At 63.9% G+C, this 17,879-nt stretch carries 17 protein-coding genes and 1 pseudogene; 15 read left to right on the top strand and 3 right to left on the bottom strand.

Annotated features, from left to right (window positions below):
- Window positions 1-98 precede the first annotated feature (98 nt).
- The gene (locus ACFVTG_RS19385; RefSeq protein ID WP_390282497.1) at window positions 99-1,139 is read right to left on the bottom strand and encodes an LLM class flavin-dependent oxidoreductase; all 1,041 of its coding nucleotides are present in this window, start codon (window positions 1,137-1,139) and stop codon (window positions 99-101) included.
- A gap of 177 nt (window positions 1,140-1,316) precedes the next feature.
- Between ACFVTG_RS19385 and ACFVTG_RS19380 the strand changes: the two genes are divergently transcribed.
- The 9 genes from ACFVTG_RS19380 to ACFVTG_RS19340 all read left to right on the top strand — a co-directional run bounded on the left by ACFVTG_RS19380 (window position 1,317) and on the right by ACFVTG_RS19340 (window position 10,305).
- On the top strand, window positions 1,317-2,153 hold the full coding sequence (locus ACFVTG_RS19380; protein WP_390282579.1) for an alpha/beta fold hydrolase: 837 nt from the start codon (window positions 1,317-1,319) through the stop codon (window positions 2,151-2,153).
- A 221-nt stretch (window positions 2,154-2,374) separates the two neighbouring features.
- Complete coding sequence (locus ACFVTG_RS19375; protein WP_390282496.1) at window positions 2,375-2,848, top strand: sensor histidine kinase; 474 nt, start codon at window positions 2,375-2,377, stop codon at window positions 2,846-2,848.
- 94 nt (window positions 2,849-2,942) lie between these two features.
- Window positions 2,943-3,833: a MurR/RpiR family transcriptional regulator gene (locus ACFVTG_RS19370; RefSeq protein ID WP_390282495.1), complete on the top strand. Its 891-nt coding sequence runs from the start codon at window positions 2,943-2,945 to the stop codon at window positions 3,831-3,833.
- A gap of 159 nt (window positions 3,834-3,992) precedes the next feature.
- Window positions 3,993-5,144: an ABC transporter ATP-binding protein gene (locus ACFVTG_RS19365; protein WP_390282494.1), complete on the top strand. Its 1,152-nt coding sequence runs from the start codon at window positions 3,993-3,995 to the stop codon at window positions 5,142-5,144.
- A gap of 62 nt (window positions 5,145-5,206) precedes the next feature.
- Window positions 5,207-6,562, top strand: a complete 1,356-nt coding sequence (locus tag ACFVTG_RS19360; protein ID WP_390282493.1) for an ABC transporter substrate-binding protein — start codon at window positions 5,207-5,209, stop codon at window positions 6,560-6,562.
- A gap of 30 nt (window positions 6,563-6,592) precedes the next feature.
- Window positions 6,593-7,387, top strand: a complete 795-nt coding sequence (locus ACFVTG_RS19355) for a tyrosine-protein phosphatase (protein ID WP_390282492.1) — start codon at window positions 6,593-6,595, stop codon at window positions 7,385-7,387.
- A gap of 29 nt (window positions 7,388-7,416) precedes the next feature.
- A complete protein-coding gene (locus tag ACFVTG_RS19350) occupies window positions 7,417-8,379 on the top strand; it encodes a phosphodiesterase (RefSeq protein ID WP_390282491.1) in 963 nt (320 codons plus the stop codon).
- Window positions 8,380-8,410: 31 nt separating this feature from the next.
- Entirely contained in the window at window positions 8,411-9,367 is a 957-nt protein-coding gene (locus ACFVTG_RS19345; RefSeq protein WP_390282490.1) for a carbohydrate ABC transporter permease, read from the top strand.
- A gap of 11 nt (window positions 9,368-9,378) precedes the next feature.
- A complete protein-coding gene (locus ACFVTG_RS19340; RefSeq protein ID WP_390282489.1) occupies window positions 9,379-10,305 on the top strand; it encodes a carbohydrate ABC transporter permease in 927 nt (308 codons plus the stop codon).
- Between the two features lie 190 nt (window positions 10,306-10,495).
- Here the strand turns inward: ACFVTG_RS19340 and ACFVTG_RS19335 are convergent, their stop codons facing one another.
- A complete protein-coding gene (locus ACFVTG_RS19335) occupies window positions 10,496-11,854 on the bottom strand; it encodes a formimidoylglutamate deiminase (protein ID WP_390282488.1) in 1,359 nt (452 codons plus the stop codon).
- Window positions 11,851-13,050 (bottom strand): allantoate amidohydrolase, encoded by a 1,200-nt coding sequence (locus tag ACFVTG_RS19330; RefSeq protein WP_390282485.1) that lies wholly within the window; start codon window positions 13,048-13,050, stop codon window positions 11,851-11,853. Before ACFVTG_RS19330 ends, ACFVTG_RS19335 begins: the two co-directional genes overlap by 4 nt.
- A gap of 201 nt (window positions 13,051-13,251) precedes the next feature.
- Here ACFVTG_RS19330 and ACFVTG_RS19325 point away from each other — a divergent pair, with 201 nt between their 5' ends.
- The 6 genes and pseudogenes from ACFVTG_RS19325 to ACFVTG_RS19300 all read left to right on the top strand — a co-directional run.
- Complete coding sequence (locus ACFVTG_RS19325) at window positions 13,252-13,983, top strand: IclR family transcriptional regulator (RefSeq protein ID WP_284753635.1); 732 nt, start codon at window positions 13,252-13,254, stop codon at window positions 13,981-13,983.
- Window positions 13,980-15,086, top strand: a complete 1,107-nt coding sequence (locus ACFVTG_RS19320) for an ABC transporter ATP-binding protein (RefSeq protein ID WP_390282482.1) — start codon at window positions 13,980-13,982, stop codon at window positions 15,084-15,086. The genes ACFVTG_RS19325 and ACFVTG_RS19320 overlap by 4 nt, the downstream gene beginning before the upstream one ends.
- On the top strand, window positions 15,083-15,733 hold the full coding sequence (locus ACFVTG_RS19315; RefSeq protein ID WP_059389395.1) for an ABC transporter permease: 651 nt from the start codon (window positions 15,083-15,085) through the stop codon (window positions 15,731-15,733). Before ACFVTG_RS19320 ends, ACFVTG_RS19315 begins: the two co-directional genes overlap by 4 nt.
- Window positions 15,730-16,458: an ABC transporter permease subunit gene (locus ACFVTG_RS19310; RefSeq protein ID WP_284753633.1), complete on the top strand. Its 729-nt coding sequence runs from the start codon at window positions 15,730-15,732 to the stop codon at window positions 16,456-16,458. The genes ACFVTG_RS19315 and ACFVTG_RS19310 overlap by 4 nt, the downstream gene beginning before the upstream one ends.
- Window positions 16,459-16,578: 120 nt before the next feature.
- The gene (locus ACFVTG_RS19305; protein WP_284753631.1) at window positions 16,579-17,496 is read left to right on the top strand and encodes an ABC transporter substrate-binding protein; all 918 of its coding nucleotides are present in this window, start codon (window positions 16,579-16,581) and stop codon (window positions 17,494-17,496) included.
- Between the two features lie 45 nt (window positions 17,497-17,541).
- Window positions 17,542-17,879: pseudogene (locus ACFVTG_RS19300) on the top strand (urocanate hydratase); the annotation flags it as partial.

Genomic DNA, 17,879 nt, shown 5'->3' with positions numbered 1-17,879 from the left:
TGATCAGGTGCAACCCTCGCTCAGCTATGGGGCCTCTTTCCCCAACCCTCGCTCAGCTATAGGGTCTCTTTCCCCAACCCTCGCTCAGATCGTGGGGTTTACCGCGCAAGAGCAACGCCGATCTCGCGATTCACTGCAGGGATGATTTCGGTAGCCAGGAGCTCGATGGACCGCGCCGTCTCAGCGAAAGGCAAGCCGCCGAGACCGACCTGAGCCAGATACCGCGTGTTACCGAGGGCGTTATGAATTTCCAGTAGCTTTTCGACGAGCTGTTGGGGGCTTCCCACAAGCAGGCCGCCACCCGGTTCGGTCCATTCATCGAAGGTGTTCCGCGGGAAATGGTCAACTGGCCGGGGCATGTTCTGCTCGAAGTAGGCGCGATAGTAGGGGTAGAAGGTGTCCCTGGCCTGCTGCGACGTCGGCGCCACATAGAAATGGCCCCCAGCACCGACTGGCAGGGCGGCAGCATCGTGTCCCGCGTTTTCGGCGGTCTCCCGGTACAGTTCCACGAGCCGGCGGAATCGTGTCGGCCCGGACAGCAGAGCGATAAACAGCGGCAGGCCCAACCGCCCCGCCCGGACGAAACTCTGCGGAGTACCGCCCACGCCCACCCAGATGGGCAACTTTTCCTGGATCGGACGGGGCGCTATGTCCATCCCGGAGACGGTTTGGGTCAGGCTTCCCTCCCAGCGAAGGTTGTCGTTGTCACGCAGGGCGAGCAGCATGTTCAGCTTCTCTTCGAACAGCTCGTCATAGTCCTCCAATCTGTGGCCAAACAACGAGTACGACTCCACAAAGGCGCCACGGCCGGCAATGATCTCTGCCCGCCCGCCCGAAATTAGATCCAGAGTGGAGAACTGCTCGAAGAGCCGGACAGGGTCCTGGGTGGAGAGAACCGTGACGGCGGTGCCCAGCCGAAGGTTGGTGGTTTCCCGAGCGATGGCCGCGAGCACCATTTCCGGGGCAGAGAGGGCGAAATCGTGCCGATGATGCTCCCCCAGGCCCAGGAACGATAGTCCTGCCTGCTCGGCAAGCTTCGCCAGCTCAATGATGTCCTTGACCCGCTGGTGCGGTGACAGGGAGACTCCGGTCTTGATGTCGCGGGATAGCTCACCGAAAGTGAAGATTCCAAAATCCATAATTAATTGAACATTCAAGTATTTGGATTCATTCCCGGAGCCGTTAGTGAGCGAGCGTCCGCCGCAACCCCCACATACGTGAGCGAGCGTCTTGATGGCGCCGGGGGCGTGCCGCCGTCGTACCCGGACAGTAGGCTGGAAACGCTCGGCAAGATCCGCTACGAAAGGACCGTAGTCATGGCATACATCACCGTCGGAAATGAAAACAGCACCGAGATAGAGATCTACTACGAGGACCACGGGACCGGCCAGGCAGTGGTCCTCATCCACGGCTATCCCCTGGATGGTTCGTCCTGGGAGAAGCAGACCGCCGCACTGCTCGACGCCGGCTACCGCGTCATCACTTACGACCGCCGCGGCTTCGGAAAGTCCAGTAAGCCGACTGCGGGCTACGACTACGACACCTTCGCCGCGGACCTGAACACCGTGCTGAACACCCTCGATGTCAACGACGCCGTACTTGTGGGCTTCTCGATGGGTACCGGCGAGGTGGCCCGTTACCTTGGCACTTACGGCTCTGCCCGGGTGGCGAAGGCCGTATTCCTGGCTTCCTTGGAGCCGTTCCTCCTGCAGACCGCGGACAACCCTGGAGGCGTCCCGCAGTCCGTGTTCGACGGACTTTCCGAAGCCGTCATTTCCGATCGCTACGCCTTCTTCACCGAATTCTTCAACAACTTCTACAACGCCTCCACCTTCCTCGGAACGCACCGCTTGAGCGAGGAATCAGTGCGAGCCAGTTGGAACCTCGCGGCCCAATCAGGAGCCCACGCCTCAGTGGCGGCGCAGCCCACGTGGCTCACGGATTTCAGGGCCGACATCCCCAAGATCGACGTGCCTGCTTTGATCGTGCACGGCACCGCGGACAACATCCTCCCCATCGACGTCACCGGCCGGAGGTTCGCCGAAGCGCTCCCCAGCGCCGAATATGTGGAGATCGACGGCGCCCCGCACGGCTTGCTGTGGACGCATGGCGCCGAGATCAACCAGGCCTTGCTGGGCTTCCTCGCGAAGTAGCGCGACCCAGAGGGCGACGAGGACGACGACGGCGGGAGGGCCCCCGCCGTCGTCGTCCTCATTTCGCCTGAGCGGAACTTGGAAGATTCCTGACAAAAAATTAGGACGAAACTGAGCGAATATCGCGGGAACCTTAACTCCTCGGGTCCAGTCTTAATGCAAGCACAGGCGGACCACCCGCCGGCGAAAGCACCAAAGCTGCAAGGGGAGCAGGACCGGCCATGAAGACAACAACAGCCCTGGACGAAGTCACCGCCATCAACGGCGTGATCACCGATCAGCAACCCGTTGACTTCCACTCTTTGGGGCTCGCCGGCTGCATCGACCGCCTGGCCGCTCCGCTCCGCCGCCAAGGGACCGAAATCCACTGGGAGACGCCGCACCATGGCGTCGAAATCTCGTCCGACTCCGCTTCCTTGCTCTACCACGCCGCCAAGGAAGTCCTCAGCAACGCCTTCAAGTATGCGCACGCCCACGACATCACCGTCCGGCTCGCCGCCGTCTACCACGGGATCCGGCTGACAGTCACGGACAACGGCGCCGGCTTCGACAGCGAGGCAACGCCCACCGGAGCACACCACGGATTCGGCCTCCGCCTCATGTCCATCGCCGTCAGCGAAGTGGGCGGCGAGGTCTCCATCGTCTCCAGTCCGGGCAACGGAACCTGCGTAACCGTCACCCTGCCGCTCGACTGACGTTAGGTCCAGCCCACGACGGCGGCGGGCAGCCGCCGTCGTCGGTTTCGGCGCTGCTGGTTCGCTATTCAAGTGAATCTGGTATGAAAGGCCAATGACCCCGTACAAGTCCGAACCGCCCCTGGGCGGTTCCCGCGCTCACATCAAGTCGATTTTCCCGTCGCTGGCCCGCAGCGAACAGCGCGTGGCGCAGTTATGCCTCGATTCCCCGGAAACCGTGGCCAGGATGTCAGTGGCGGACCTTGTCACCCAGACCGGGACGTCGCCGGCGACGATCGTGCGGGCGTGCAAGAGCATGGGCTTTGACGGATTCCAGCACTTGCGCCAAGTCCTGCTGCGCGATCTGGGCGCCGCGGCACGGGACAGCATCCAGCAGGAAGAATCGGGGGCAACCGGCGAACCCGGGTCCTCGGAGCATTTGGTCTCGGGGATCTTTTCCCGGGCATCCCACGACATCCGCGGAGCTTTAGGGTCTTTGGACTTCGAGGCGTTCGACGCCGCGGTGAAGGCGATCCGCCAGGGTGGACGCCTGCTGGTGGTGGCCAACGGAGGATCCTTGGCTCCTGCGCAATCCCTTGCCCTGCGGTTCCTGTCTGCCGGGGTGCAATGCGAAGCGCCATCCGACATTGTTTCGCAGCACATCTCCGCCAAGCTCCTTTCAGCGGGCGACGTCTGCATCGCAGTGAGTGACAGCGGAATGAACTCCTTCACTATTGGTTCGGCGCGGATAGCCGCCGAACGCCAGGCCACGGTGATCGGGGTGACCAGCTACGCGAAATCCGAGCTCGCCGCTCTCTCGACCCACACACTCGTGGCCGGGGCGGAATTCCATTCCTGGAACGATCAGTTGCCTATTGGGAATATCGTCCAGATGCTGGTGCTGTCCGCCCTGCACGCCGCGGTGACTGCAGATTCTCCCGATGTTGAGCGCGCCCGCTCCGCCGTGTTCGAAGAAGTCCTCCACATGGTGGAAAACCCCGAATAGCTTCCGGCGCGAAATGCGCGCAGTTTCAACTGTTTCCTGTCCGCGTACGGGGAGTTCATCAACCCCGCACCAACCGTTAATAATCGAGCCCCACCCTTCAAGGGTAAGACGTTTCCTAAATAATTCGATTTAGGAAACATCGTTTCCCCGGAGGTGCTCGTGGGCCGACTAGTGCTCAACCAGTTGTCGCGTTCATTCAAGAACGTGTCGGCGGTAAAGAACGTATCCCTCACCGTCGAAGACGGTGATTTCCTGGTCCTGCTCGGCCCCAGCGGTTGCGGCAAGACCACCCTACTCCGCATGATCGCGGGCCTGTTGGAACCGACGTCGGGCTCGCTCGAACTGGACGGAACGGACATCACCGCCGCTCCGTCCAAGAAGCGCGACTTGGCCATGGTGTTCCAGAGCTACGCCCTGTACCCGCACCTCAGCGTGGCGAAGAACCTTGCCTTCCCGCTCCACGTGCGGCGGACCGACAAGCAGGAAGTCAAGAAGCGCGTCGAAGCCGTAGCCGAAATGGTGGAGATCGGCCACCTCCTGGACCGCAAACCCAAGGAACTCTCCGGTGGCCAGCGCCAACGCGTTGCAGTCGCACGCGCCCTGGTGCGCGAACCCAAGGCCTTCCTCATGGACGAACCACTGTCCAACCTGGATGCCAAGCTCCGCACCGCAACCCGACAGGAACTGGCCGGACTGCACAAGCGCCTCGGAGCCACGTTCATCTACGTCACACACGACCAGGTGGAAGCCATGACCATGGCAACCAAGATCGCGCTCCTTAACGGAGGCCAGCTCGAGCAGCTCGGCACGCCGGAGGAGCTCTACGACAAGCCGGCTTCCGTGTTCGCCGCGGGCTTCCTGGGATCCCCCGCCACCAACCTGATCGACGCCGAGCTTTCCACCAGCAACGGCTCCATCACCGTCATGGCGCCCTCTGTGGAGGCCGTGCTGTGGGACGGGGAAACGCCCCAGCGGGACGTGGTGCTGGGCATCCGCCCGGAACACTTGAGCATCCACGCGCCCGGTTCTTCCGCAGCCGCGCCAAGCTCCGGGGCAGCCCTTCGGGGCATCGTTGACCTGGCCGAAAACCTCGGCAGCGAGCAGGTCATTTACTGCCGGGTCGGCGAGAACCGCGTGGCGGTCCGCGCCCCGCGGGGCCTGCACTGGGAGCCGGGCAACGCCGTCGTTCTCAGCGCCGACGCCAAGAACCTCCACCTCTTTGACCGCGCAAGCGGCCGGCGCCTCGAATGGCAAGCACACGCGAAGCACGCGTCCACCGCCAGCTCGGCGCAGCCGGCCGCGTCCGTCTAGCCTTCCTCTTTCCGGACCCCAACCCGGAATCAGCAACCCACCCAACCCAGCAAGGAAATATTGTGCGCCCTCTCCGTTCAATTGCACTGACCATCGCCGCCGGCACGGCCGCCCTGGCACTCGCGGGCTGTTCCGGCGCCTCGCAGGCCGGCACCGTGAGCAACCAAGTCATCCCGGAGCTCAAAGCAGACCAGCAAGTCAACATCACCTTCGAAAGCTACAACCTGGCCCAAGCCGGCGTGTGGACCGATACCGTCAAAGGCCTCGTAGCCGACTTCGAGAAGGCCCACCCGAACATCCACGTCTCCGCGCAGGCACCGCAGGGCGGCGGCGCCGTCGGGTCCAACACTGTCAGCAGCGTCCAGACGCAGCTCCTTGCCGGACACGCGCCCGACGTCGCGCAGTTGACGTTCGATTCCCTGGACTTCGCCGCCACCCAGCTCGGCGCCCAGCCGATCAGCGACCTTGTCGGCCAGAAAGCCGTTGACGACGCCCTCGGCGGTGCCCACCCCTTCCACCCCAACGCGAAGCACCTGGCCGACTGGAACGGCAAGACGTACGGCATTCCCTACGTCTTTTCGACGCCCGTCCTGTTCTACAACGCCACCAAGCTCGCCGACGCCGGAGTGACCAACCCTGACCTCTCCACTTGGGACAAGGTCGAGGCAGCTGCAAAGGCGGTTTCCGCGAAGACCGGGAAGCCGTCCCTGGACATTTCGTGCGCAAGCATCGGTGGGAACTGGTGCATGCAGGGCGTCTTCAAGTCGAACGGGGCCCAGGTCCTCTCCGATGACCGCAAGACCATCGGATTCGGCTCGGACGCGGCCGTGGACACCGTAACGAAGCTCGCACAGCTGACGAAGGACGGCGTGCTGCGCAACGCGGACAGCAGCGCCCAGTCCGAAGGCCTCGCGAAGGGCGACACCGCCTTCATCCTCACCACTTCGGCGCTGCAGGGCTCATTCATGTCGGCCGCGACGAAGGGCGGATGGCAGCTCAAGGCCGCCGGCATGCCCTCCTTCGGTAGCAAGCCTGCAGTGCCCACCAACTCCGGCTCGGCGTTGTTCGTCCTCTCGCAGGATCCCGCGAAGCAGCGCGCCGGCTGGGAATTGATCAAGTTCATGACCAGCGACCACGCCTACGAGCAGATCTCCACCAAGATCGGCTACCTGCCGCTGCGCACCTCGCTGACCGCTCCCGGCGGCTCGCTCTACGACTGGGCCCAGAAGAACCCGCTCCTGGCGCCGAACCTCACCCAGCTTGACCGCCTCCAGCCGTGGGTTTCCTACCCCGGAAACAGCTACGTACAGATCGACGACATCCTCGGCAAGGCCGTCGAGAACGTCGTCTACTACGGCAAGGACGCAAAAACCACCATGGCCGACGCCCAGAAACGCGCCCAGGACCTGATCCCCTAAGCTCCCTGCCCATCCGGAAGGACACCAACTGTGACAACCACTACCGAGGACGCTGTCTTCGGAACCCGCAACCGCCCCTACCCCGTGGAGGGCACCTACAACTTCCGGAGCACGGCCGGCTATGCCGCGGGGAGCGATGCCGCCTCCGCGCGCACCATCCGCGAGGGCAAGCTGTACCGCTCGGACGCGCTGCACGGACTGACCGACGCCGGACGCCGGCAATTCTCCGAGCTCGGCATCCGCTTGGTGATCGATTTGCGCGATCGCACGGAGTTGGCGAAGGCGCCCAGCAACCTTGACGGACTCGCCGTCGACACGAGGCACAACCAGATTTTCGAAGAGGGCAACGTCCCCGGTGCTGCGGAGACCACCACCCTCGCGCACATCTACCGGCTCATGATCCAGGGCCACGCCCAGCGCCTTGCCGACGCCGTTCGCCTCATAGCCAGCTCCGGAACGGACCCCGTCCTGGTGCACTGCACCGCGGGCAAGGACCGCACCGGCGTCGTGATCGCCCTGGCCCTCCTGGCCGCGGGTGTGGACCGCGAGCAGGTGATCCTCGACTACACCGCCAGCGAGGAAAACCTTCGCGGCGAATGGAGCGAGGCCATGATGGCCGCCGCCTCCAGCCACCCGGGCCTTGCCGGCATCGGCGAGGACCTCCGGGAAATCATTTCCGCGAGCCCCGCCGCCGTCCTGGAAACCACGTTGGACCTCGTGGACGAAATGTACGGCAGCGCTACCGGCCTTCTCCAGGCACACGGTTTCAGCGACGCCGACCTCGAACGGCTCAGGGATGTCCTGACCATCAGCTCCATCCGCTAAGAAGCACTCACTTACAAGGAGACAAGACCATGAACGCCGAACTCCAGCACCCCGCCCCCGAGCACTTCATCCTGCACATCAGCGACACTCACTTCGTGGCCGACAACAACCTCCTGCACGGCAGCGTGGACAGCGACGAGAACCTCCGCCAGCTGTTCCGCGATTTTGTCAAGGCCCAGGTCAAGCCCGAAGCGCTGGTGTTCACCGGCGACCTCGCCGACACCGGCCGCCCGGACGCCTACGTCCGCCTCCGCAACATCGTGGAGCCCGTGGCCGAGGAACTCGGCGCCAAGATCATCTGGGTCATGGGCAACCACGACGGGCGCACCGCCTTCCGTTCGGGCCTCCTTGACTCCGACGCCGGCGAGGAATCCGTGGACATGGTCCACGATGTCAACGGCCTGCGCATCATCGCCCTGGACTCCACGGTTCCGGGCAAGCACCACGGCGAGATCTCGGACGAGCAGCTCGCTTGGCTGTCTGATGTCCTGGCCACCCCGGCCCCGCATGGCACCCTCATTGCCCTGCACCACCCGCCGGTTCCCAGCCCGCTGGAGATGATGGCCATGTTCGAACTGCGTGAGCAGAGCCGCTTCGAGAAGGTCATCGAAGGCACCGACGTCCGCGGCATCCTGGCCGGCCACCTGCACTACTCCACCTTCAGCACCTTCGGAGGCGCCCCCGTGACGGTCGCTTCGGCTACGTGCTACACGCAGGACCTGAACGTTGCGCCGAAGTCGATGCGCGGCCAGAACGGTGCCCAGGCGTTCAACCTGATCCATCTCCACCAGGACAAGATGCTCAGCTCGGTTGTGCCGATCGGCGAGTTCTCCACGGTGTACTCCGTCACGGCTGAGCAGATGGCCGCGTTCGAGAAGATGACCCTCGAAGAGGCGACCGCAGCGATGACCGCTCCCGGTGAGGAGTCCGACGTCGAGCCCTCCATCGCTGCCGAAGCGGGCGACGGCGAACTCGCCGAAAGCGTTCGCTAACCAGTCACAGCACCGGAAGGAAGCCTAAAGAATGTTCATCGAGACTGCCGGGCCGGCAACGGGCATTGCCCCTGCCGGCCCGGCGGGGCTCCCGGCCAACAGGCGTCCCAAGCGCCGCGCCCTGAGCCCCTACCTCTACATCCTGCCCGCCGTCGTCCTGCTGCTCGTCTGGACGTATTGGCCTCTGGGACAGACCGTCAACCTGTCCTTCAATGACTGGAACCTGATCCCCACCAAGCCCAAGCAATACGTTGACGTGCAGAAGTACGCGAAGGTCCTGAGCCTGCCCGAACTGCACCAAGCGCTCATCAACACCGGCTTGTACATCCTGGCGTTCCTGGGTATTTCGGTTGCCTTGCCGCTCGTGTTCGCGCTGCTCTCGCGCAAGGTCCAGGGCAAGGCCCGCACCGCGTACCAGGCCTTGATCTTCGTTCCTTTCCTCATCACTCCAGTTGCCAGCAGCGCCATTTGGCGGTGGCTGTTCGCTCCAGAAGGCGGAACGATTCCCGCGATCGCCGCCGCGCTGGGCGCACCCATGGGCAACGTGTTCCGCGATCCCGACAGTTCGATGACGGCGGTGATCGTGATCGTCGGCTGGCAGATGCTCGGCTTCGGCGTGCTGGTGGTTTCGGCCGGACTAGCAGGCATCAGCCCCGACTATGCCGCAGCCGCTTCGATCGACGGCGCCAGCGGCAGGCAGATCACGTGGCGGATCATCATCCCGCTGCTTTCGCCGAGCCTGGTGTTCCTTTCGCTCATGACCATCCTGCTGTCCGCGCAGTGGACATATCCGATCATCGACCTCGTGACGCAGGGCGGGCCGGGCAATTCATCAACGAACATCTACTACCTGCTGTACCAGTTCGGCTTTAGGAACTTCGACGCCGGCCTGTCCTCCGCGGCGGGCACGCTCTTCTTCCTCGGATTCGGGCTGATCGCCTTGGTCTTCGTGGAACTCTCGGAGCGACTCAGCTTCTACGACAACTAGAAAGAACCACCATGGCCTTCATCACCATCGCCCCGCCGGCCCAGCCTGGTTCCTTGGATGCTCCCCTTTCAGGGCCGACGAAAGTCCCAGGGCCGACGACGGCGCCCGCCGCCGGGCGCGGACGCCTGCGGTCGGCTTCACTGCGGACGGTCCCCAGCCACGTTTTGCTGATCGCCCTCGCGGTCGTCTCCATTTTCCCCATCTACTGGATGTTCGTCACGGCCTTCCGGCCGTCGTCGGACGCCCTGTCCACCAACCCGTTGCCGGGACCGCTGAGCCTGGAGAATTTCCAGTACGTCCTGAAGACCATCCCCATCGCGGGCATGCTGGCGAATACCTTCGGCATGGCGCTGACGCTGGCAGTGTCCCAATTGCTCGTGGCCATCCTGGCTTCCTACGGCTTCGCACGTTGGGACTTCCTCGGAAAGAAGGCCTTGTACCTGTTGTTTGTGGGGTCCTGGCTGGTGCCTTTCCAAGTCACCATGATTCCCAACTACTTGCTGGTGTCCCAGATGGGTCTTCTCAACACCATCACCGGCGTCGTCATCCCGCAGTTGTGTTCGGCCTTCGCCGTGATGATGCTGCGCCAGCACCTCGAGGCCTTCCCGAAGGACCTCCTGGATGCGAGCCAGATGGATGGACGGTCTTCGTGGAGGACGCTGTGGGAAGTGGTGGTTCCGAACCTGCGGCCAGCACTAGCGGCCCTTGGCATCATGTTGTTCATCAGCGCCTGGAACGAATACCTTTGGCCTTCCCTGATCATGCAGAAGTCCGACGCCGTCATCCAGGTCGGCATCCGCGGCTTCCTTGGCGCCGAAGGCAACAACTGGGGAGCCATCATGGCAGCGTCTTCGCTCGCTTGCCTGCCGATCTTCCTGATCTACATCTTCCTCCAGCGATACGTGGTGGACGCCTTTGTCCGCTCAGGGTTGAAGTAGCCCCGCCCCGAACGCCCGCTCACATATAGGGCCGTTTCGGCCGACGCCCGCTCACATACAGGCCCAATTCCGGGATCCCTCGCTCACTAGATGTGAGCGAGGGATCCGGAAAACAACCACATAAGTGAGCGAGCGTCTTGGGTGAGCGAGTCAAGCCAAGGAGTCCCGTCATATCACCTAAGGAAGCCCCCTAGGAAAACTCCTTCAACGCCTCGGTCAGCAGGCTGCCCGGAGACCCGAGCCGAACATGGGCTCCGTTCGAAGCCACGAGTTCGCCAGCTATGACGACGGCGGTGACGTCGCTCGCCGTCGCACTGAACGCGAACTGTTGCGGCATGGAGCCCGCGGTTCGAACCGAGTCCGGGGCCACGGCCATCAAGTCGCAGATTGCACCGACTTCCAATGCCGATGCGACGGGTGTGCCCATGGATGCCGCCGCACCAACCGTAGCGGCACGGAGCAGCTCCTGGGGTGAGAACCTGCCCCGCTGACCGGAACCTAGGCGTTCCCCGTGTTCCAAGGTGCGCATTTCAACCCAGGGATCAATCACCGCGTGTTGGTCCGTGCCCAGGGCGATGGTGGAGCCGGCGTCGGACAATGCGCGTGCCGGCCCGATGCCATCGGCGAGATCGGCCTCAGTGCTGGGACACATCACCACAGTAGATCCAGCATCCCCGAGGAGCTGGATGTCGTCCGGCGTCAGGTGGGTTGCGTGGACGGCGGAAAGCCGCCCGGACAGTAGGCCATGCCGGGCAAGAAGTCCGGCCGGTGTGACACCGTAAGCCTGCAGGCAGGCCTCGTTCTCCGCCGGTTGTTCGCTGAGGTGGATGTGCAGCGGGATGTCCGCAGGCAGTTGCTGTGCGACAGTCTTGAGAGCCTCCTCCGGTACGCCGCGGACGGAATGCAGTGCGGCTCCCACGCTCACCCTGTCCGGCGGGAAAGTCCGAGCCACCTCGGCCCGCAACGAGGCGAGCCGGTCCAGCCAGGCCTGGGCGTCGGCGTCGCCAAACCGTGCCTGTTCCGGACTGAGCGGCGTCCCGATCCCTCCCGCGAGATACAGGGTGTCCAGCAATGTCAGGCGGATCCCGGCCGCCACGGCTGCCCTGGCCAACGCCAGTTCCATCGCGTGCGGCTCCGGGTACGGCGTTCCTTCCGGCTGGTGGTGGACATAGTGGAACTCCGCCACGCTGCTGAAGCCCGAGACCACCATTTCCGTGAAGACTGCCGTGGCGAGCTTCTCGTATTTCTCCGGTGTCAGTTCCGCAGCGCTCCGGTACATTTGCTCCCGCCACACCCAGAAGTCACCGCGCCCGTCATGCGTCCGTCCGCGCAGGATCCGGTGAAAAGCGTGCGAATGGGCGTTGGCCGCGGCGGGGAAGACGACCCCGTTCAATATCCGGTCAGCGGCTTCGGGCTGGACCCCGGTAGAGATCCCGGAGATGCGGCCCTCGTGCACTTCCAGCCGAACACCGGTGGCGACAACCGCGCCGCCCCCGACAGAACCGCCGTCGACGTTCAATAGCGCCGATTCACACCAGATCCCACTCACAGGAGTCCCTCCAGAACGTCGGCGAGGGCAACGGCGCCGGCTGAGGCATCCTCGTCAGCGACGTATTCTTCCGGGGAGTGCGAGATTCCGCTCGGGTTGCGGACGAAAAGCATCGCCGAGGGGACATGTCCAGCCAAGACTCCGGCGTCGTGCCCTGCGCCGGTTGCCAGCACCGGCGCGCCCGGCAGGAGTTCGCCAACGCGTCGGCTCAGCTCGGGATCGAAGTGCACGGTGTCGCTGTAGGACTCCTCGGTGAGGCTGACAGTGCACCCCTCACCTGCCGCGATTTCCCGGGCCGCGCGGTAAATCGATTCGATCAGTTGCGCCGTGACGGCGTCGTCGGGATGGCGGGCGTCGAGCCACAGATCGACCCTGGAGGCAATCACGTTGGTGCCTCCCGGTACCGGGGTCAAGCGGCCGACCGTGGCCCGCGCATCCGGCTGTTTCGCCGCGGCGTCGCGGACGGCAACGACGATCTGCGCGGCCGCGACCATGGGATCGGCGCGGTCGGCCATGAGCGTGGTCCCGGCGTGGTTGCCTTGGCCGCTGACGCTCAGCTTCCAGCGGCCGTGGCCCAGGATCGAGCTTCCGACGGCGATGGCCGGACCGCCTTGGCCGAGCCCCTTTCCCTGTTCCACATGCAGTTCAACGAAGTCGCCGATTCGAGCCATGGTTTCCGGGTCGGGACCAACGTGCCGGGGATCCATGCCGTTACCGCGCGCGACGTCGGCGAAGGTGTTGCCGTCGACGTCGCGCAGGTTCAGCGCCTTGTCGACGTCGATGGCACCGGTCAGGAGCCGCGAGCCCAAGCAGGCCACGCCAAAGCGGGATCCTTCTTCTTCCGGGAAGACCGTGATGGCCAGGGAACGTCCAGGCTCAAGACCGCGGGAATTAAGTATGTCGACGGCGGCGAGTGCGGACGCGACGCCAAGCGGCCCGTCAAAGGCGCCCCCGCCCGGGACGGAATCGAGGTGGCTGCCGGTAACGAGCGCACCGTCCTGGGGCTTTCCCCACCAGGCCCAGATAATGCCGTTGCGGTCGGTCTCGACGCCGAGGCCGCGCTGCTGGGCCTGTTCGATGAACCAGTGCCTGAGGTCGAGCTCGGGTGTCGAGTAGACGGCCCTGGAGTATCCTCCGCGAACCGCATCGCGGCCCACGTCCTTGATTGAGTCAAGGAGCTGATTGACGGTTTCCACGTGTTCCTCCGATTAATGAAGACTGCCACCAAGTAAAAACCACATGTCACCCAATGACAAGACCTTGAGCGTAGAAGCATGACAATTAACAGGCCTGAAACACCGCCGAAACGGCTTGTTCCCACTGAGCGTCTCAAATCCCGGAATCTCAGGTAATTTCTCGAAATCTATTGCCATTCGATGAAAGTTGATTTTTACTAAGTGGCAAGACATGGTGATTCAGACCACTTGAAAGCAGGTCAGCCAGTGGCAGCAGACTCTTCCACCCGGACGGTCGAAAGGGCGTTGGCCCTCCTGAGCGCGGTCTGCACCGATGGCGCCATCAGCTTGAGCGACGCAGCACGCGTTGTCGACTTGTCGGCCAGCACCGCACTCCGCCTCCTCCGCACACTGGAGGGCAGCGGATTCGTGAAGCGGGATCCGAGCGGAAACTTCCGGCCCGGCGCCAGTGTGATCCAGTTGGGAGCACTCGCGCTGGGTCAGGAATCCCTCGTGTCTCTATGCACACCGCATATGAAGAGGCTGGTGGCCGACACGGGCGAGTCCTGCTATTTGAGCATTCCCGGTCCTGGGGAAACCGGAATCTACATCGCCATTGTCGAAGGTACCCACTCTGTCCGACACACCAGCTGGGTCGGCAGGAGCATTCCGCTGGAAGGATCCGCCGCCGGAAAGGTCCTGACTGGCGGACAAAACGGCCGCGGCTTCGCCATCGTGCGAAGCGGCGTAGAAGACGACATTACGGCCGTCGCCGCACCTATCGTGATCGGCGGCCGCACCGTGGCAGCCCTCAGCATCGTCGCACCGAGCTACCGCTTGGGCGAAGCGAAGGCCCAGACATTTGGCGAGGAACTGGCGAGGGTGGCGAACAACATCCTCGTGGAACCCTCCGGAAACCATGAAGTGCCCCAGGAAAGCATGGAAAAGAAATGATCAAGTTCGAAAATGTCACCAAGGCGTACCCCGATGGGACGGTCGCCGTCGATGGCCTGAACCTCGAGGCGCCCACCGGCAAGTTGACCATCCTGGTTGGCCCGTCCGGTTGTGGCAAAACAACTTCGCTGAGGATGATCAACCGCCTCATCGAACCCACCAGCGGAACCATCTACCTCGATGACCAGCCGACGTCGGGCATGGACGCGGCGCTGCTGCGCCGCCGGATCGGCTACGTCATCCAGCACGCAGGCCTCTTTCCGCACCGCACCATCATCGACAACGTGGCCACCATGCCCGTTCTGCTCGGCGAGAGCAGGCAGAAGGCCCGCATGAAAGCCCTCGAACTCATGGAGCGCGTCGGCCTTCCCGCGAGCTTCGCAAAGCGCTACCCGTGGCAACTGTCCGGCGGACAGCAGCAGCGCGTCGGCGTGGCCCGGGCCCTAGCTTCGGATCCGGCGTTCATGCTCATGGACGAACCCTTCAGTGCCGTTGACCCCGTGGTCCGGGCACAGCTCCAGGAGGAGTTCCTCCGGCTGCAGCGCGAGATCGGCAAGACCATCATCATGGTCACCCACGACATCGACGAGGCCCTCAAGCTCGGCGACCAGGTGGCCGTGATGCGCGTCGGCGGAAAACTCGCCCAGATGGCGACGCCGTCGGAGCTGCTGACTTCCCCGGCTGACGAATTCGTGGCCGATTTCGTGGGACGTGACCGTGGCTATCGTTCGCTCGGTTTCACCAACGCGGCCGGCACGGTAACTGTTTCAGAGGAAGCAGTAGTCACCATCGGCGCCTCCGCCGCCGAGGCGCAAAGCAAGGCCACGGGAGCCTGGGTGCTCGTGGTCGACGGCGGCCGGAAACCGCTCGGCTGGGCGCAAGCCGATCTCATCAAGGGCGAACTCAAGAGGGAGCACCTCAACCTCAGCGGCACCTCCGCATCATCGTCCGGGACCATGCGCCAATTGCTCGACGCGGCGCTTTCCTCCCCCAGCCGGCGTGGCGTCGTCGTCAATGAACACGGCGAGCTCATCGGCACAGTGACGGCCACCGACGTCGTCAAGGCGATCGAGGCCGAGCCGCACTTGGAGACGGCGCGATGAACTTTGAATGGCTCGGCCGTCAGTCCGACAACATCGTCTTCCTCCTCGGCTGGCACGTGCTGCTCGCCGTCACTCCCCTCATCCTGGGACTGCTCATCGCGCTGCCGCTCGGCTGGTGGGCGCACCGCAGCCGCCGGATCTACCCCCTTCTGGTGGGCGTGGCAGGCCTGCTGTACACGGTCCCTTCCCTCGCCCTGTTCGTCCTGTTGCCGCTGGTCCTTGGCACCAAGATCCTGGACCCCCTCAACATCGTGGCGGCCCTGACCATCTACACCGTCGCATTGCTCGTACGCGTGGTGGCCGATGCCTTGGATTCCGTGCCGGAAGACACGGTCCAAGCCGCCAAGGCCATGGGCTACCGCGGCTACCAAAGCCTGGTGAAAGTGGAACTACCCGTGGGCGTCCCCGTCATCAGTGCCGGACTCCGTGTCGCGGCGGTCTCCAACGTGAGCCTCGTTTCCGTGGCAGCGTTGCTAGGCATCCCGCAGCTCGGCTCGCTCTTCACCCAAGGCTTCCAGTTGCGGTTCTTCACCCCGATCATCGCCGGCATCATCCTCTGTGTGGTCCTGGCCATGATCCTCGACGGACTGATCATCCTCCTCAACCGGTGGCTGACACCGTGGACCCCCAAGGTGGTGGCATCATGATCAACTACTTGTTCAATCCCGCGCACTGGAGCGGCGCCGACGGCATCCCCACCCTCATCGGGGAGCACCTGCTCTACTCCCTCATCGCCCTGGCGGTCGCGGCAATCATCGCGGTTCCACTCGGCATCTACATCGGCGTCACCGGCAAGGGCGTCTTCATGATCGCAGGCCTGGCCAACGCCCTCCGTGCCCTCCCCAGCGTGGGCCTGCTGATCCTGTTGGTCCTGCTGATCTCGCCCGCGTTCCCGTCCAAAATGGGCTACATCCTGCCGAGCCTCATCGTCCTCGTGCTCCTCGCGGTCCCACCCATCCTGACCAACACCTACGCCGGCGTCCGCGCTGTGGATGCTGCCGCCGTCGACGCCGCCAAGGGCATGGGCTTCCGCACCATGAAAATCCTCACGGACATCCAGCTCCCCTGCTCACTCCCGCTCATGCTGTCCGGCGTCCGCAGCGCACTGCTGCAGATCATCTCGACGGCGACCATCGCCGCGTACATTTCGCTCGGCGGCCTCGGACGGCTGCTCATCGACGGCAAAGCCCAGAACGACTACAGCCAGATGGTTGCCGGCGCCGTGCTGGTTGCGCTGCTGGCCCTGTTCTTCGACCAATTGCTCGCCTTCATCACCCGCAGGGTCGTCTCACCCGGACTGACCCGGCGCACCGTCAAGGCGGCCGCCCCGACCGCTGCGACCGACACCGTGAAAACCCCCGTCGCGGCCTAGACATCTCCCCCCGCTTCATCCGTCGTCGGGCGCCCTCGTCCCGCGGCGGCAACACCACCCAATCCACCCCCACTTGGCCACCGCATGCCTTTGCAACGGCCCTCCCCAGAGAGAATTGACATGAAAAAGTACCTGAGCGGCTTCGCCCTCGCGGCAGCCACCGCCATCGCCCTGAGCGCTTGTGGCGGTGGGGATCCCATGAGCTCCTCCAACAACAACTCCCAGGCCGCGGGTTCCACGGACAGCATCATCGTGGGTTCCGCTGATTTCCCGGAAAGCCAGCTCATCGCGAAGATCTACGCCGAGGCCCTCAAGGCCAAGGGCGTCAAGGTCACCGAAAAGCCCAGCATCGGCAGCCGCGAAGTCACCATCCCGGCGCTGAAGGACGGTTCCATCGACCTCATGCCGGAATACGGCGGAGCCCTGCTGCAGTATCTTGACGCAGCCACCAAAGCGGTCACCCCGGATGAAGTCACCAAAGAGCTGAGCACCAAGATCCCTTCCGGACTGACCCAGCTGACGGCATCCAAGGCACAGGACAAGGACGTCCTGGCCATCAAGAAGGAAACTGCCGACAAGTACAACCTCAAGTCCATCAGCGACCTCCAGCCTGCTGCCAAGGACCTGGTCCTGGGCGGCCCGCCGGAGTGGAAGACCCGTATTAACGGTGTCGCCGGCCTGAAGTCTGTCTACAACCTCGACTTCAAGGACTTCTCAGCGCTCGACGCCGGCGGTCCGCTGACGCTGAACGCCCTCCTTTCCGGTCAGGTACAGGTTGCCGATCTCTTCAGCACCGATCCGGCAATCGCCGCCAACAACCTGGTTGCCCTGGATGACAACAAGAACCTGTTCCTGTCCGAGAACATCGTCCCCCTCATCAACCAGAAGAAGTCCACGGACACCGTCAAGAGCGTGCTGGACAAGGTGTCTGCAGCGTTGACCACCGATGACCTGATCCAGATGAACGGCAGGACCGCCAAGTTCGAGGACATGGGACAAATCGCCCAAGACTGGCTCAAATCCAAGAACCTGGCCTAGTTCGAGCAAGAAGCAACTAGTCCAGAAGACTAAGGAGTACGAAGAATGGCACCCGCCGATTTCACCACCGGAGCTCGTCCGGTCAAGGCCGCCCGCGGCACCGAGCTGACGGCCAAGAGCTGGCAGACCGAAGCGCCGTTGCGCATGTTGATGAACAACCTGGACCCGGAGGTAGCCGAGCGCCCGGATGACCTGGTCGTGTACGGCGGCACGGGCCGGGCCGCCCGGTCCTGGGCCGCGTTCGACGCGATCACCCGGACCCTGGAGACCATGGAGAAGGATGAGACGCTCCTGGTCCAGTCCGGCAAGCCCGTCGGGGTGTTCCGCACCCATGAGTGGGCGCCGCGGGTGCTGCTGGCCAACTCCAACCTCGTGGGCGACTG

Origin of the sequence: Arthrobacter sp. NPDC058127, assembly GCF_042884555.1 — a bacterium.
Lineage (GTDB): Bacteria > Actinomycetota > Actinomycetes > Actinomycetales > Micrococcaceae > Arthrobacter.
Note: the sequence above shows the minus strand (reverse complement) of the source record. Positions and strands in the feature narration are given on the sequence as shown.

What these genes read in the sequence shown, in the direction of transcription:
- ACFVTG_RS19385 (WP_390282497.1), bottom strand. Translation starts at nt 1,139, where the DNA reads ATGGATTTTGGAATCTTCACTTTCGGTGAGCTATCCCGCGACATCAAG.
- ACFVTG_RS19380 (WP_390282579.1), top strand. Translation starts at nt 1,317, where the DNA reads ATGGCATACATCACCGTCGGAAATGAAAACAGCACCGAGATAGAGATC.
- ACFVTG_RS19375 (WP_390282496.1), top strand. Translation starts at nt 2,375, where the DNA reads ATGAAGACAACAACAGCCCTGGACGAAGTCACCGCCATCAACGGCGTG.
- ACFVTG_RS19370 (WP_390282495.1), top strand. Translation starts at nt 2,943, where the DNA reads ATGACCCCGTACAAGTCCGAACCGCCCCTGGGCGGTTCCCGCGCTCAC.
- ACFVTG_RS19350 (WP_390282491.1), top strand. Translation starts at nt 7,417, where the DNA reads ATGAACGCCGAACTCCAGCACCCCGCCCCCGAGCACTTCATCCTGCAC.
- ACFVTG_RS19345 (WP_390282490.1), top strand. Translation starts at nt 8,411, where the DNA reads ATGTTCATCGAGACTGCCGGGCCGGCAACGGGCATTGCCCCTGCCGGC.
- ACFVTG_RS19340 (WP_390282489.1), top strand. Translation starts at nt 9,379, where the DNA reads ATGGCCTTCATCACCATCGCCCCGCCGGCCCAGCCTGGTTCCTTGGAT.
- ACFVTG_RS19320 (WP_390282482.1), top strand. Translation starts at nt 13,980, where the DNA reads ATGATCAAGTTCGAAAATGTCACCAAGGCGTACCCCGATGGGACGGTC.
- ACFVTG_RS19315 (WP_059389395.1), top strand. Translation starts at nt 15,083, where the DNA reads ATGAACTTTGAATGGCTCGGCCGTCAGTCCGACAACATCGTCTTCCTC.
- ACFVTG_RS19310 (WP_284753633.1), top strand. Translation starts at nt 15,730, where the DNA reads ATGATCAACTACTTGTTCAATCCCGCGCACTGGAGCGGCGCCGACGGC.
- ACFVTG_RS19305 (WP_284753631.1), top strand. Translation starts at nt 16,579, where the DNA reads ATGAAAAAGTACCTGAGCGGCTTCGCCCTCGCGGCAGCCACCGCCATC.